Genomic DNA, 15325 nt, shown 5'->3' with positions numbered 1-15325 from the left:
CTCCCTTTGTTAAAATGTAATTTGTGTTCCCAGTGAAATTGTTTTCTGCAGCGGATATTGTGTAATACCGGTTGCTGTTGCACCTCTTTCAGGATCGTAGCCATCGAATTTGGTGAATGTGAACAGGTTTTCGCCGCTTACATACAGGCGAATCCTGTCGACACCAACTGCCTTTGTATTCGGAACGGTGTATCCCAGTTGTACCGATTTTACACGCAGGAACGAAGCGTCCTGTTTCCAGAAAGTTGAGAACCTGTAGTTATCCTGGTGGCTGCCAATGTTTACGATACGTGGCAAGGTAGCTGTTTGCCAGGTTGATTGATCTTCCGGGATGTAGCGATCGGTAAGCCATTCGGATGGAATTTGTCCGCGGTCGCCGTTAATACCCATCGGGAATATCCCAACGCCTTCGAGGTACGAATCGCGGCCGGCAACTCCCTGAAGAAGCGCATTGAAATCCAAACCTTTGTATGTCAATCCCAGCGAAATACCATAGGTGTATTTTGGAATGGTGTTCCCGATAATTTCGCGGTCGTTGCTGTCGATTACTCCGTTGCCATCCAGGTCTTTGTATTTTAAGTCGCCGGGACGTGTTTTGTTGGTAATGAAGTAAGCTTTGTCGTTACCCGATAATTCTTTGGCTTTGGCATTTAATGCATCCAGTTCTTCCTGCGTGCGGATGATGCCTTCAGAAACATAACCGTACATCGACTGGTAAGGGTGTCCTTCCCAGGTTACAAAGTTACCTCCTGAACGTACTTCGCCCTGGTATTTGGTTACTTCGTTGTTTACGTTACTGATGTTAAAACCAAGCGAGTAATTCAAATCCCCCAGCTTGTCCTGATAATTGGCGCTTAATTCCCATCCGTAGTTTTTCACTTCGGCCAGGTTTACCACTGGATTGGTTTTGTTACCCATTGTTTTGGGTATCTGCATACCGATCAGAATTCCATCGGTTAAGCGGCTGTAGTATTCGGCTGTTACACTCAATTTCCCAAACAGGGTAGCATCAACACCAATGTTGGTTGTGGTTGTGCTTTCCCATACAATGTCCGAATTTACAACTGCAGTGGATGCAATACCAGAGGTTACACTACCACCCATGGTATAGTTTTGCCCGAGCGAGTAAACTGTTTGGTAAGGATAATAATTCGGATTACCACCCAGCATAATATTCTGGTTCCCCAGTTTTCCCCACGAAGCACGAAGTTTCAGGTTGTCTAACCAGCTAATGTCGTTCATAAAATCTTCTTCCGAAATACGCCAGCCGGCAGAGAATGAAGGAAAAGCTCCCCATTTATTACCTTGTCTGAAGCGTGATGATCCGTCGTAACGAATGTTGGCTTCAAATAAGTATTTGCCTTTGAAATCATAATTCAAACGACCGAACCACGACATCAGTGTCCATTCACTGGCCGTACCGCTTACCTGCGGATTTTCCAGACCTGCGTCCAGCACCTGCAATTCGTTGTTATGAAATTCCTGGATGCTTGCGCCAAACTTGTCAAGGCGGTAGTCTTCGTAACTAAAACCCGCCAGTACATTCAGGTTGTGGTTTTCTCTAAAGGTATTGGTATAATTCAGGGTACTGTAGTTGGTAACCGTAAAGTTTTCGTTGTTGCTGTTGTTGGCTGTTTCCGGATTTCCCAGTTTCCGCATTACCATGTTTTCGCTAAAGTTCCACAATTCAACCTCGCCCTGGAAAGTACGGTTTGACAGGTTGTTGTAGTTAATCGCTATGTTCTCAGAAAATGTTAGGCCTTCCAGAATTTCCCAGTTTGCATAAAATTTTCCCAGGTAACGAATCTGACGTTCGTAATCATTGCGGCTTTCCCACTGGGCCCTTGGGTTGTTTACCGTTCCGGCTCCCAATGCCTGCGCGTAACCATAGCGTCCGTCTTCGTTGCGTTCGTATGGAATACCCGGCATTTGATGGAAAATCTCGGCCCAGTCAAGGTCTTCCAGGTCTTTCCACGAACCCGACATGTTGGTTCCCACTTTCAGGTTGTCGAAAATTGAACCTTCCCAGTTCATACGGAAATTGTAGCGTTTGGCCCATGTGTCGGGTGTAATACCTTTCTGATCGAGGTAACCCAACGAAAAGTTATAACGTGTTTTTTCTGTTCCTCCCGAAAAACCAAGGTGATGCGACTGCAAAGCAGCAGGATCGCCAAACCAAACGTCCACCCAGTCAACATTGGGTGTTAAAACCGGATCGGGTGAGCTTCTCCACAGGTCGATTTCCGATTGGGCAAACAGAGGCGCCATGCCAACATTGGCATATGCTTCATTCCCCAGTTCCATGTAGGTCGCAAAGTCTGTTACGTAGTCTTTTTTCTTGGTCACCGACTGAACTCCGTAATAACCGCTGTAGGTAACTTTTAAGTGGCCCACCTGGCCTTTTTTTGATGTGATGAGGATAACCCCGTTTGCTGCTCTCGAACCGTAAATGGCTGATGAAGCGGCATCTTTCAATACCGAAATACTTTCAACGTCGTTGGGATTGATGTCGCCCATCGATGATTCGATTCCGTCAATCAAAACAAGCGGGTTGGAATCGTTCAATGTTCCTACACCACGAATGCGTATGGTAGCACCGTCTTTACCCGGCTGGCCGTCGCCTTGTGATACGTAAACACCCGTTGCCAAGCCTGAAAGTGCACCCGACATGTTGGTAATCGGACGGGCGTCCAGTTCTTTTGCGGTTACATTGGAAATAGCACCGGTAAGGTTTACTTTCTTTTGAGTACCGTAACCAATGGCTACTACCTCTTCCAAACCGATGGCATCTTCCAGCAATTTCACATCAATTGTAGTTTGATTACCGTGTACAATCTCCTGGGTTTTCATGCCCACAAACGAGAACACTAAAACTGCTTCTGCAGGCACGTCTGCAAGTACGTATTTTCCTTCAAAGTCAGAAATAGTACCGGTTGTTGTCCCTTTGATTAACACGGTAACACCGGGAAGTGGCAGGCCTTCGTTATCGGTTACTGTACCCGATATTCTTGATTGCTGCAGGCCTTTAAGGTCAGCTTGTTTTCTTGAAATAGCAATGTATTTGTCGATAATGCTGTAGCTGTACCCGGTATTTTTCAGTATGTCGTCAAGGATATCCGAAATTTGTGCATCCTTGCATATTACATCTATTTTCTTGTCCAGAATGTCTTCGTCATAACGTAGCATGAAAAAGAACTCAGTTTTTGATTCCACTTCTTCAATGAATTCTTCAAAAGTTATTCCCTCCATCGACAGGTTTAACTTGGTAGATTGTGCATAAGAACTCGCAAAGGATTGGAAAGTGAAAACAAAAAGAAGAATCGCCGTTATCTTCATAATCCTCAATAGTTTAATTTGCCCTTGCCTTTTCGTGGCAATGTTACTTTTTTTCATAAATTTGTTTTTGGTAAATGATTTGCTTGCGATAGCATTGTTTATCATGATTGGTTTGTGTTGGCGCACAAACCTTTTTGAGCAGACTGAAAATATAGCCAGTATTTTCGGTCTGTTTCTTTTAGGACGTATTCGTTCTTTTCATAAGCAGGTATTTTCGGTTTAATCAAATATTGTTTTTAGTTCCAGTAAATCAATGTTGGTTGGTTGGCCCGGGGGATAATTTCGTATTCCAGCGAAGTGGTCAGTTTAAATACTTCCAATATCTGGTCGATGGGTTTGTTTTTCAATATGGTTCCAAAGTAGCGCTCCTGTTTTAGCTTTTCGTCACGAATCACAATTTCCACATTGTACCAGCGCTCAAGTCTTTTGGCAATGTCCTCCAGCTTTTCGCTTCTGAAAGTAATCAGTCCTTTTTTCCACGAGGTGTATATTTCGGTATTTACCTCTTTTATCACCAGCTGTTTATCCAGCTGGTTCATACTGGCGTTTTCTCCGGGTTTTAACATGCTTAGCTCGTCGCCGTGCTTATTTAAAATACTCACGCTGCCTTCCACCAAAGTGGCGCTAAAGCTTTCATCGCTGGGGTAGGCTTCAATGTTAAACGAGGTTCCGTATACCTTTATATCCAGAAGCGGTGCTTTCACCACAAAAGGGTAGTCCTTGTCTTTCTGTACATCAAAAAATGCCTCGCCTGCCAGAGTAACTTCGCGGTTTCCGTAGCTAAAATTGCTTTTGTAGCTAATGGTACTTCCCGAGTTTAACACCACCATGGTGCCATCGGGCAGTTCAAGGTTGGTCATTTGCCCAAGCGGCGCTTTCACACTGTAGCTGGCGACATATATTTCCTGTTCCTTTTCGGTGTTTTTCAGCAACTGAGCAGAAACGGCTCCCAGTCCAACCAGCAGGATAACGGCAGCTGCCTGTTTAAATACCTTAAACAATCCGGTGCGTCTGTTCTTCCTGTTTTCGTTTTGCCGAAACTGTAAATAAGCCGAGTTTTCATCCTCTTTGCCTTTCTCGGTAAGTGCCCATATCTTTTTTAATTCGGCAAATTCTTTTTTGTTGGCCGGATCTTCTTCCAGCCAGGCAAAAAACTGCTGCTTTTCGTCGGCCGAAGCAAGTCCCTGTAAGTATTTTATGATGGTATTGTAATCCATATTGCTGGTCTGTTATTTATTGTACACTCAACCCGGCGTATACCCCGTATTGATTGATTATTTTTTTCAATATTTTTTGCTGTTATTTTCAAATGCATTGGTTTTTAGTGATTTAAAGAAGGAGCGCTGGGGTGGTTCTTACAAATTAAGTAACAACGCGATCAGGATTGTCAGGTATTCCGAAAGGCTTTTTCGCAGAAACTTCAGGGCCCGTGTCATATTGGTTTCAACCGATTTAAGGGCGATGCCCAATTCCTCCGATATTTCCCTGTTTTTCTTCCCTTCGAAGCGGCTTTTTATAAATACTTCCCTGCATCTTTCGGGCAGTTCTTCAATGGCTTTTTTTATGGCTTCTTCCAATTCCGAAAATTCCATTTCATTCAACTGAAAGGATTCTAAAATATCGTGTGAAAGAAGGTATTCCTTTTCTTCGATGCTCTTTTGGTGGTATTTCCCTTCAATGTTTTTGTGGCGCAGGTAATTCAGGCACTCTGTCCGGGCAGCAGTATACAGAAAAGAATAAATGCCGTTTGCGGTTTCCACTTTTTCCCGGTTTATCCAAAGTTTCAGAAACGACTCCTGGGCAATGCTTTTTGATTTGTCCAGATCAAAGATAAACTGGTTGCAAAAACCCGTGACTTTGTTGTAATTGGTTTTGAAAATTTTCTCAAACACCTGGGCATTTCCTGCTTTGAACAACAGGAACTCCAATGACTGAATATTTGAATTACTTTCAGGCAACTTTGGTTCGTTAGGTATTCCGGTTTACCTCTTAAAAAAAGCTTTTAAACTGTCCTTTGAAATTGTATACCGAAATGAATATTCTTGCTGCAAAGCTAGTTCTAAAAATTTAATGATGAAACCCCGTTTTTGAAACTTATTAATATGGATTGATTTTTTCGTAAAATATTTTGCAAAGTTTGTGCTGGTAGTGTTACTCATATGCTTCATTTTAAGCGGGAAGAACACGGCACAACACTGGTTCTGCGTAGAATCGTTGCTTCTGAAAAACTCTTACTTTGCTTGAACTCCACGGGTTTGTTGGGTCGCTCTTTTATTACCCGCTTTCCGAACTACCAGAATGGCGCCGGTGAAAACAAGTATAACACCTGCGGCAGTGAGCGGAGAAAAACGCTCGGGTTGAATCCACGATACATTTAGCTCCGTTAAAATGCCCATGGTTATAAACGTAATCATCGGGTTCAGAATCAGTATAATGCTTACTTTGTTGGCTTCGGTGTACTTGAGTGCATTGGCCACACAGGTATAGGCAATAAAGGTATTCATTCCTAAAAATACCAGCAGCAGCCACCACGACCAGTGCAGGTGCATCAGCGAGTGAAAATCAACAAAAGGAAGGTAAGCAATGGCGGGAAAACCGAACAAAAACAGGTTGAGTGCATCCACCGGATGATTGACTACCAGCTTCTTTTGCAGAATGGCATAAACCGACCACGCCACAGCGCCTGAAACAGTTAAAAGGATCCCGATTTGATAATCTCCGCGGCTGTCGAAAAAAGCGCTTAGCTGATCGTGGTAAAAAAACGAAAATCCTGCCAAAGCAATGGCAAATCCGATGATCTGGTTTCTGCTGACTTTTTCCCGGAACAGAACAAAACCCGCCGTAGCCAGGATAAGCGGGCCACTTTGAATAAAAAGCTGCGCGTTGCTCGGAGTGGTATGGTGGATACCGAGCATGTAACCCATGTAGTTCCACGACAAGGCAATGGCCGCCACAATCAACAGGACGGGCGGTTTCACCAGAATCCGGAACGATGACCGGTTTTTGATCATCAACCAGGCCGCAAGCATAATAAATGCAATTACAAAACGGAACCAAACAATGGTTGGCGGATCTACCTTGCGAACAGCAACCTTTAATGCGATGGCCAGAAACCCCCAGAAAAAGGCGGTGATCGACGCGTAGATAATTCCTTTGGTGTGGTTTTGCATGATCAGGATAGCTGGAGAATCTCCATTAGGTTTTGATTTAGCTGTCGGACGTAATTCGATTCCAGCTCGCCCAATTTTCCAATGACAAGATCTTTGTCGATGGTGGCAAATTTACTGGCCCTGGTTAAGGAAGTTTTTTTTATGCCATTAGCGGGGGAGGGAGCTATTTCAATATCGTGCTTTTCTCTCCACTGAAATTGAGTGGCAATGAAACAAACCGTGATATCGAGCGGAGAGGAACATAGTATTAATGCCGGTCGTAGTTTTTTTCCGGTTAAATCCGAAAACGGGAAAGGCATTAATACTATGTCACCCTTTTGCATGTTGCTTTATGTTTACAGAATGTTCACTATTCCCGGGGTCGGGCCATCATTTGTATTTTTCTTTCAGATCTTCAACAGAGTACAGGTTCTCTTCGTGTTCTAAATACTTAAATGCTTTTGACTCCGAAGTTAATTCTTGGATTCCTTCAGTTAGCAGCGCATCATCCATTTTAGCCAGAAGAAAATCGATAAAATTTTCCACTTCCGGAAGTTTTTCATCCGGCAAACGGTTCAGTTTCTGAATCGTATTTTTTATGATAAAATCTCTGTTTTTCATTCTGAAACAAAGGTAACACCAATTTGTGATTAACGCAACGAGGCTCCCAACTCACGGCCGAATGCGGCGATCAAACGCTGCATGGTTTTATCGATCAGCTTGTCGTTCAATGTTTTGTTGTTGTCGCGCAGGATGAAGCTAACCGCGTAGGATTTCTTTCCTTCGGGCACGCCTTTACCTTCGTACACATCAAACAAATCGACCTGTTGTAACAACTGGCGTTCGGTTTTCTCAGCCATTTGTTTGATCTGGTCGAACTTCACCGATTTGTCGATCAGCAAAGCCAGGTCGCGACGAACAGCCGGGAATTTGGATAACTCCTCAAACAGAACGGTGTGTTTTTTATGCGCACTGAACACATTGTCCCAGTTAAAATCGGCATAGTAAACCGGTTGGTCAATGTCAAATTTCTTCAGGAACGGACGGGCTACAACACCCAATTCCAGTACTGTTTTATTGTTGTAACTGTAGGTCAAGCCATCCGAGAAAAGCTCGCTTTCCGCATCTTTTACATCCAGGTTGCGGTTTAGCAAGCCCAGCCGTTTCAAAATGTTTTCAGCATAGGTTTTCAGCTCGTAAAACGAGGTGGTTTGTTCTTTGCCTGTCCAGTTTTCGGCTTCCTTATTTCCGGTAACAAACATTCCCAGGTGGTTTTCTTCCCAGTAGTTGTTGGCCGGCTGGTCTTTTAGCTGTGTTCCCTTGTAAAAATAACAGTTGCCAAATTCGTAGAAGCGCAGGTTTTTATTCTGGCGGTTGGCGTTGTAGGCAATTGCTTCGAGGCCTCCAAACAGCAAGGTCTGCCGCATTCCGTTCAGATCGGCACTCAGCGGATTCAGAATCATCACGGTTTTCTCAGCGTTGAAATCTCTCAGATCGGCATAATAAGATGCCTTGGTTAGCGAGTTCGACCAGATTTCGTTAAAGCCACGTGCTGTCAGCATTTCCGAAACCAGGTTTTTAACACCGTCAGGACTTGGTTTCTCCGCCGTTTGCAGCGAGGCATTTACCTGGGTAGGTATTTCAATATTGTTGTAGCCGTAAATTCGCAGGATGTCCTCAACCACGTCTGCTTCGCGTTTCACATCCACACGGTAAGGCGGAACCAGCAACGAAAGCCCGTTTTCATTTTCGGCAGTGATTTTCATTTCCAGCGAAGTCAGTATCTTTTTGATGGTATCAGCGCCCAGGTCTTTCCCAATCAGTCGGGTGACGTTGGCGTACGTGATATCCACTTTGAAGTCCTCGATCGGTTGCGGATAAACATCCACAATTTCAGAAGAGATCGTGCCACCTGCAATTTCCTTGATCAACATGGCCGCACGTTTCAGCGCGTAAATGGTATTGTTGGGATCCACACCACGTTCGAAACGGAACGATGCGTCGGTGTTTAAACCGTGACGACGGGCTGTTTTCCGGATATAAACCGGATCGAAATAAGCGCTTTCCAGAAAAATATTGCGTGTGCTTTCTTTTACACCCGATTGGATACCGCCGAAAACACCCCCGATACACATTCCGCCATCGGCGTTGCAAATCATCAGGTCGTTTTCATTCAGTTCGCGTTCTGCTTCGTCGAGCGTGGTGAATTTGGTGCCCTGCGGCAAAGTCTGCACAATCACTTTTCCACCGGTAATTTCATCTGCATCGAAAGCGTGCAGCGGCTGCCCGGCTTCAAAAAGCACGTAGTTGGTAATGTCAACTACGTTGTTGATGGGAGAGAGGCCAATCATTTTCAAACGGTTCTGCAACCATTCGGGCGACGGCTTAATTTCCACTCCCTTTATGGTAACACCGGCGTAACGCGGACAAGCTTCCGGGTTGCGCACTTCCACCGGAATTTCCAGGTCGTGATTATCGACCTTGAATTCTTCCACCGAAGGTTTGGTGTATTGAATCTCTTGTGTTTTGCTTAAAAATGCAGCGAGGTCGCGGGCCACACCAATGTGCGAGCCACCATCAATCCGGTTGGGCGTCAGGTCTACTTCAATTACATAGTCCGACTCCACGTTAAAATAATCTTTGGCAGCCGTTCCCACTTTTGCCGAGGGATCAAGAATCATAATCCCGTCGTGGCTGGTACCCAGGCCGATTTCGTCTTCGGCACAGATCATCCCCATGGACGTTTCGCCCCTGATTTTTGATTTTTTGATCGTAAACTCCTGGTCGCCGTCATACAGAGTGGTACCCACGGTAGCCACCACTACTTTTTGTCCGGCGGCAACGTTCGGCGCGCCGCAAACAATCGGAAGTACCTCGCCGGTGCCCACGTTAACGGTGGTAAGGCTCAGGTGGTCCGAATTCGGGTGTTTCTCACAGGTCAGCACTTCGCCAATAACGAGTCCCTGCAAACCCCCTTTTACGGTTTCCACTTCTTCCACACTGCCTACTTCCAACCCGGTTTGGGTCAGAATGTCACAAATTTCCTGTGGTGTTTGCTCCAGTTTGATGTAATCTTTTAGCCAGGAATACGATATATTCATTTTGAATGTTTTTTTGTCGTTTTTTAAACGCGACAAAAGTAAGGATTTTATCCGATGATGGGAAAGTTGTGTCTTTGAAAGTGTGCTTTGCCCTTTATTTCTTAAACCTTCATCAAATGATTTCCAAATGAATGCAGGAAACCTTGAATTCTGTCATTAGTGGTTGTTTGATTAATTTCTATCTTCGGCTTTCAAAATAAAACTGAAGTTGTATGAGAAAAAAACTGCTCTTAATTGTTGTTTTAGCCGGTTTGGCGGTTGTTTCGTGCCAAAACCAAAAAACAGAAAGTAAAACTGACATGGAAAATCCATTTTTTACCGAGTGGAACACGCCTTTTGGGGTTCCGCCGTTTGAAGCGATCAAAGAAGAACATTATGTGCCCGCTGTAGTGGCAGGTATCGAGGAACAAAAAGCCGAAATTGAAGCATTGGTAGCCAATACCGACGAACCGACTTTTGAAAACACGATCCTGGCCCTGGATAAATCGGGTAGCTTGCTGAACAAAGTTACCGGGGTGTTTTACCCGCTTAGCAGCGCCAATACCAACGACGAAATGCAGGCAGCCGCCCGCGAAATTTCGCCGATGTTGTCGAAAAACCGTGATGAGATTTCGATGAATCCCGAGCTGTTCAAAAAAATCAAATCGATTTACGACCGCCGGAATGAACTGGGACTGGATGACCAGCAAATTCGTGTGACTGAAAAATATTACCAGGATTTTGAGCGCAACGGTGCCAACCTTTCGCCCGAAAACCAGGAAGTGCTAAAAGGCATCAATGGCGAATTGTCGATGTTGTATCTTCAGTTTGGTGAAAACCTTTTGAACGAAACCAACAAGAATTTCAAACTTGTTATTGACAAGGAAGAAGACCTGGCCGGTTTGCCGGAAGATGTAATTGCAGGTGCTGCGGCTGAAGCTGAAAAAGCTGGCGAAACAGGTAAATGGGTTTTCACGATGGCCAAACCAAGCTGGACACCTTTCCTTCAATTTTCTGAAAAACGTGAGCTGCGCGAAAAACTGTACCGCGGTTATTTTATGCGTGGTAACAACGACAATGAAAGCGATAACAAAGAGATCATCAAAAAAATTGTAAAGCTGCGCGACCAGAAAGCCAAACTGATGGGCTTTACCAATTTTGCGGCTTACAAGGCTGATGTAAACATGGCGAAAACACCCGAAAACATCACGAATTTCCTGATGGAACTTTGGGAGCCTTCGCTGAAAATGGCCCAGGAAGATGTAAAAGCCATGCAGGCGATTGCCGACCGCGAGGGAGCTAACATCAAAATCGAATCGTGGGATTGGTGGTACTATGGCGAAAAACTGCGCAAAGAAAAATACGACCTGGACGAAGCTGAACTGAAACCTTATTTCAGCCTCGAAACCGTTAAAGAAGGAATTTTCTATGTAGTGGAAAACCTGTACGGATTGAAATTTGTAAAACGCGACGATATTCCGACCTATCATAAAGAAGCTGAAGCATACGAAGTGCTGGAAGCCGATGGTTCGCACCTGGCTGTGTTGTACATGGATTTTCATCCGCGTGACGGAAAGAAAGTGGGAGCGTGGTCAACCGGTTTCCGCGATGTTACTTACCGCGACGGCAAACGCATGCCTTACATTGGCGAAATTGTAATGAACTTTACACGCCCGGCAGGTGATGCACCGGCTTTGCTGAGTTTTGACGAAGTGGAGACTTTCTTCCACGAATTCGGACATGCCCTGCATTTTATGTTTGTGGACGGCAAATACGACCGCACCATTGGAAGCGTTCCGCGCGATTTTGTTGAATTGCCTTCGCAGATCATGGAAAACTGGGCGGCCGATCCGGAAGTGATCAAAGTATACGCCAAGCACTACCAAACGGGAGAAACCATTCCGGATGCATTGCTGAACAAACTGGTGAAAGCCGGTACTTTTAACCAGGGCTTTGTAACAGGCGAATACGTGGCTGCTGCCCTGCTCGATATGGATTACCATACTACTGAAAATACGGATATTGCGGATGTAAATCAGTTTGAAAAAGACGCGATGGACGCCATCGGTTTGATTCCGGAGTTTGTTCCGCGCTACCGCAGCACCTATTTCTCGCATATTTTCTCGGGCGATGGTTATTCGGCCGGTTACTATGTGTACATCTGGGCGGCGGTGCTCGACACCGATGCTTACGATGCATTCAAACAAAGCGGTGATATTTTCAACAAGGAATATGCGGCCAAATTCCGCACGCTGCTTGAAACCAGCGGTGCATACGATGGTATGGATGTGTACCGTACGTTCCGCGGACAGGATCCTTCGAAAGAACCACTTTTGCGTAAACGCGGACTCTTGTAGCCGTTGTTTCAAAAAACGATATCAAAACGTCGTGTCCTTTCCGGGCACGACGTTTTTTTTTGAAAAGCTGTGAGCTACGAGCTTCAAGTCGCAAGTAGACTACAGCAGGACGGCAACACGGCAACACCGGACTTCTGGCTATTGCTAAATTGTAAAACGGTTAAATTGCAAAACGAGCTGCGAGCTTCGAGTTTTTCCCACGTACTATACTTTAACTGAATACTGAGACTGTAAACTGCGACTGCAACACTCAGTCCTTCAATCCCTGCAAACTGCGACTGTTGCACCCCCTCCGTCATTCCGTCGTCGAAGCCTCCGGAATTCCTCGTCCCCCTAAATGGGGACAAATGGGAAGTGCTGTGAGCTGGGCTAAATTGTCAAATTGCAAAGGGCATGGAGCATGGAGCGAAGGGCGAAGAGCTCAACTCTGAACATTGAACTCTGAACAACAAGCTGCGAGCTTCGAGCAAGATACAGCATCACAGCAATACGGCAGTACCGCAAAACCCTTCAGATTGCTTCTCCGTCCGTCGGCTGCCGGACGAATCGCAATGACGTCCGGTTTTGTTTTCGTTTGGCAGCGGACATAGGGTGTCGTAACTTAAAATTGTCAGCTGCTGTCCGCTGCCCGAACACCTCCGCTTTGATGTCATGGCGAGCGTGCGAAGCCAACTCTTTCGAAGGAAATTGTCAAATTGCAAAACGAGCTGCGAGCTGTGAGCTTCGAGCTTCGAGTTTTTCCCACGTACTATACTTTAACTGAATACTGAGACTGTAAACTGCGACTGCAACACTCAGTCCTTCAATCCCTGCAAACTGCGACTGTTGCACCCCCTCCGTCATTCCGTCGTCGAAGCCTCCGGAATTCCTCGTCCCCCTGAATGGGGACAAATGGGAAGTGCTGTGAGCTGGGCTAAATTGTCAAATTGCAAAGGGCATGGAGCATGGAGCGAAGGGCGAAGAGCTCAACTCTGAACTCTGAACATTGAACACTGAACTACTAGCTTCGAGCAAAATATAGCAGCACTGTATCACCGAATTTTACAGCCGGTATGAATATCCGAAGAAGTAAGCATTCGCTAAATGGAAACAACGATGACATCTGAGGAAGTAAGCATTCACTAAATGGAAACAACGATGACATCTGAAGAAGTAAGTATTCACTAAGAGGAAACAACGATGACATCCGAAGAAGTAAGCATTCACTAAAAGGAAACAGCGATGACACCTGAGGAAATAAGCATTCACTAAAAGGAAACAACGATGACATCCGAAGAAGTAAGCATTCACTAAAAGGAAACAACGATGACATCTGAGGAAATAAGCATTCACTAAGAGGAGACTACGATAACATCCGAAGAAATAAGCATTCACTAAGAGTAAACAGCGATGACATCTGTAGAAGTAAATATTCACTAAATGGAAAACTCGTGGCTTATTCCAGCATTAAAGCATTTATGCATTCAAGCATTTTTCGTTTCAGGGTGCAGCTTTAGCTTTTCATTCCACTTTCGTGATTCAGGGAACCGCAACTTTCTTTATCCTTTCGCTTCCGTATCTTCCTTTTTTACAATGGGGAAAGGTTTGGTAACTTCGCCGGTGTAAAGCGTAACATGCGGGAAGGGGATTTCAATGCCTTCGCGGTCAAATGTTTCTTTAACGTCCAGAAAAACGGAATTTTTAACCGCCTGGTAATTGGCTTTTTCAAACCAAACCCCCAGGTGTATATTGATGCTGCTGGCGCCAAACTCTTTGAAAACGATCAGCGGCTCGGGTTCGTCGAGACACAGTGGGTTTTGCCTTGCAATTTGTTCCAGCAATTCTCTTACTCTTCTCAGGTCTTCTTTGTAAGCAACGCCAATGTTAAAATCGAGCCTTCGGATGGGGAATTTGGTCACGTTAATCACTTCTGAACTGATCACGGTTTGGTTGGGTATGCGTAACAACAGGCCGTCGAATGTTCTGATTTTTATGGACAAGAGGTCGATGCTGTAAACCACGCCCGATTTGTCACCGATTCTGACCACATCGCCAATCTCGAATGATTTTTCAGATACCAGGAAAAAGCCGCTGACAATGTTACCAATGCTGGTTTGCGAGGCTACACCAAGCACAATTCCGATAATTCCGGCAGCTCCGAAAAACGGTGTCAGGTTGATGTTCATTTCAGCAATAACAACAAAGGCCAGAATTATATAGCCCGTATAATTGATCAGGCGGGTAACGATCATTTGCCGTTGTTTCGACATGGATTTGGGAAGCAGCCGTTTCACAAGCGACTGGATAGCATAGATGATTACCGTGCCAATGGCAATAATTATCAGTGCAACAATCAGGTTTTCGAGGTTTTCTGCGTTAAAGTATTTTGACCAGTCAAAGTTCATTCGTATCTAATTATTTTTTTGTGAAGTATTTTCAATGATTGACGAGTGGTGGTATTTTGTTAAGGTGCTGCCGGCCATGTAACTCGCTCTCTTTTGTCAGCAGAATATTCAAGGGGCCTTTGCATGCCACCCATGAAAATAGTTACCTTCTTATGCTCGTTTCATTATTCAAATCTGTAAATATTTCTGATAAAGTGAAAGTTTGCCTTTAACAAACCTTTTAAGTCGTTTGTTCGCGGTTTGGCCACCGTTTCGGGGTTTTCTCCGTGAAATTGTTTCGAGGTTCCGTAGGCCACCGAACTTATGCTGTCCTGGCCTTTGTATTCGAGTTTTACCACGCCTGTTACCAGCTGGTTGTTGTTTTTGTAAAGGGGCAGGTTATCTGTTTTTATGATCAGGCGTTGTGCTTCCAGCGTTTGATTCCAGTCGTTGAAAATACTGATCGGGCAGATGGCTTCGTATTCCGAAACTTTCATGTCAGAAAAAGAAAGAAAGTATTCGTTGCCAATCGAGTAGGCCGGAACGCCGCTGTCGGGCTCTCCAAACCAGGTGTCGGATAAACGGGCCGACGGGATTTCCTTTAACAGGTTTTCGGCCTGCACTTTCGAGAAATAGACTTGCAGCACCAGCGGGATTTTAATAAAGAAAGTCATTCGCTGGTGGGGCGAAATCATCATTTTATTGCCTTTAAAAACCAGCGGTTTTGATGGAAGTGCCGGACTGATCACAAGGCTGTTCGATTTTCCCGACTGAAAATATTCCCCGGAGCTGATTTCTTCCTTTTGAATGGTGGCCGGGTCGGTGTTTTCTTCAAATACGCGTAAAAACCAGCCTTCTTTTTCCCGTTTTGCGCCTATCAGAAAATTGTTACAGGGTAGCAGTGCTGTGTCCCCGGGTTGTATGCTTTGTTTTCGAAAGATCGTTTCTTTTTCCATGAATATGAATTGAAAACTAAATGTACAAAATTTTGAAAACAGAAGACTACAGGGCAAAAAAAATCCGGGATAGTTCCCGGATTC

General features: G+C 44.9%; 10 protein-coding genes. 1 reads left to right on the top strand and 9 read right to left on the bottom strand.

What is annotated here, in order from left to right:
* Nucleotides 1-9 precede the first annotated feature (9 nt).
* The 7 genes from D1614_RS18285 to pheT all read right to left on the bottom strand — a co-directional run bounded on the left by D1614_RS18285 (nucleotide 10) and on the right by pheT (nucleotide 9622).
* Nucleotides 10-3336 carry a TonB-dependent receptor gene (locus tag D1614_RS18285; RefSeq protein WP_162304559.1) on the bottom strand — a complete coding sequence of 1109 codons (3327 nt, stop codon included), beginning with the start codon at nucleotides 3334-3336 and terminating at the stop codon, nucleotides 10-12.
* 236 nt (nucleotides 3337-3572) lie between these two features.
* A complete protein-coding gene (locus D1614_RS18280) occupies nucleotides 3573-4553 on the bottom strand; it encodes a FecR domain-containing protein (protein WP_119439422.1) in 981 nt (326 codons plus the stop codon).
* A gap of 138 nt (nucleotides 4554-4691) precedes the next feature.
* Nucleotides 4692-5264 carry an RNA polymerase sigma-70 factor gene (locus D1614_RS18275; protein WP_162304558.1) on the bottom strand — a complete coding sequence of 191 codons (573 nt, stop codon included), beginning with the start codon at nucleotides 5262-5264 and terminating at the stop codon, nucleotides 4692-4694.
* A gap of 303 nt (nucleotides 5265-5567) precedes the next feature.
* Complete coding sequence (locus tag D1614_RS18270; protein ID WP_119439420.1) at nucleotides 5568-6506, bottom strand: DMT family transporter; 939 nt, start codon at nucleotides 6504-6506, stop codon at nucleotides 5568-5570.
* A 2-nt stretch (nucleotides 6507-6508) separates the two neighbouring features.
* A complete protein-coding gene (locus D1614_RS18265; protein ID WP_119439419.1) occupies nucleotides 6509-6829 on the bottom strand; it encodes a type II toxin-antitoxin system PemK/MazF family toxin in 321 nt (106 codons plus the stop codon).
* A gap of 46 nt (nucleotides 6830-6875) precedes the next feature.
* Complete coding sequence (locus tag D1614_RS18260) at nucleotides 6876-7106, bottom strand: hypothetical protein (RefSeq protein WP_119439418.1); 231 nt, start codon at nucleotides 7104-7106, stop codon at nucleotides 6876-6878.
* 29 nt (nucleotides 7107-7135) lie between these two features.
* Nucleotides 7136-9622, bottom strand: a complete 2487-nt coding sequence (gene pheT / locus D1614_RS18255; protein WP_368077845.1) for a phenylalanine--tRNA ligase subunit beta — start codon at nucleotides 9620-9622, stop codon at nucleotides 7136-7138.
* 176 nt (nucleotides 9623-9798) lie between these two features.
* On the opposite strand from pheT, the gene D1614_RS18250 reads away from it, so the two are divergent.
* Nucleotides 9799-11922 (top strand): M3 family metallopeptidase, encoded by a 2124-nt coding sequence (locus D1614_RS18250; protein ID WP_119439417.1) that lies wholly within the window; start codon nucleotides 9799-9801, stop codon nucleotides 11920-11922.
* Between the two features lie 1538 nt (nucleotides 11923-13460).
* Here the strand turns inward: D1614_RS18250 and D1614_RS18240 are convergent.
* Both D1614_RS18240 and D1614_RS18235 read right to left on the bottom strand, forming a co-directional pair.
* Nucleotides 13461-14306 (bottom strand): mechanosensitive ion channel family protein, encoded by an 846-nt coding sequence (locus D1614_RS18240; RefSeq protein ID WP_119439415.1) that lies wholly within the window; start codon nucleotides 14304-14306, stop codon nucleotides 13461-13463.
* 164 nt (nucleotides 14307-14470) lie between these two features.
* Nucleotides 14471-15241: a DUF432 domain-containing protein gene (locus tag D1614_RS18235; RefSeq protein WP_119439414.1), complete on the bottom strand. Its 771-nt coding sequence runs from the start codon at nucleotides 15239-15241 to the stop codon at nucleotides 14471-14473.
* Nucleotides 15242-15325 lie beyond the last annotated feature (84 nt).

This window comes from Maribellus luteus, from assembly GCF_003576475.1.
In the GTDB taxonomy this organism is placed as follows: Bacteria; Bacteroidota; Bacteroidia; order Bacteroidales; family Prolixibacteraceae; genus Draconibacterium; species Draconibacterium luteum.
The sequence above is the reverse complement of the archived record's forward strand: the minus strand, read 5'-3'. Positions and strand labels throughout refer to the sequence as shown.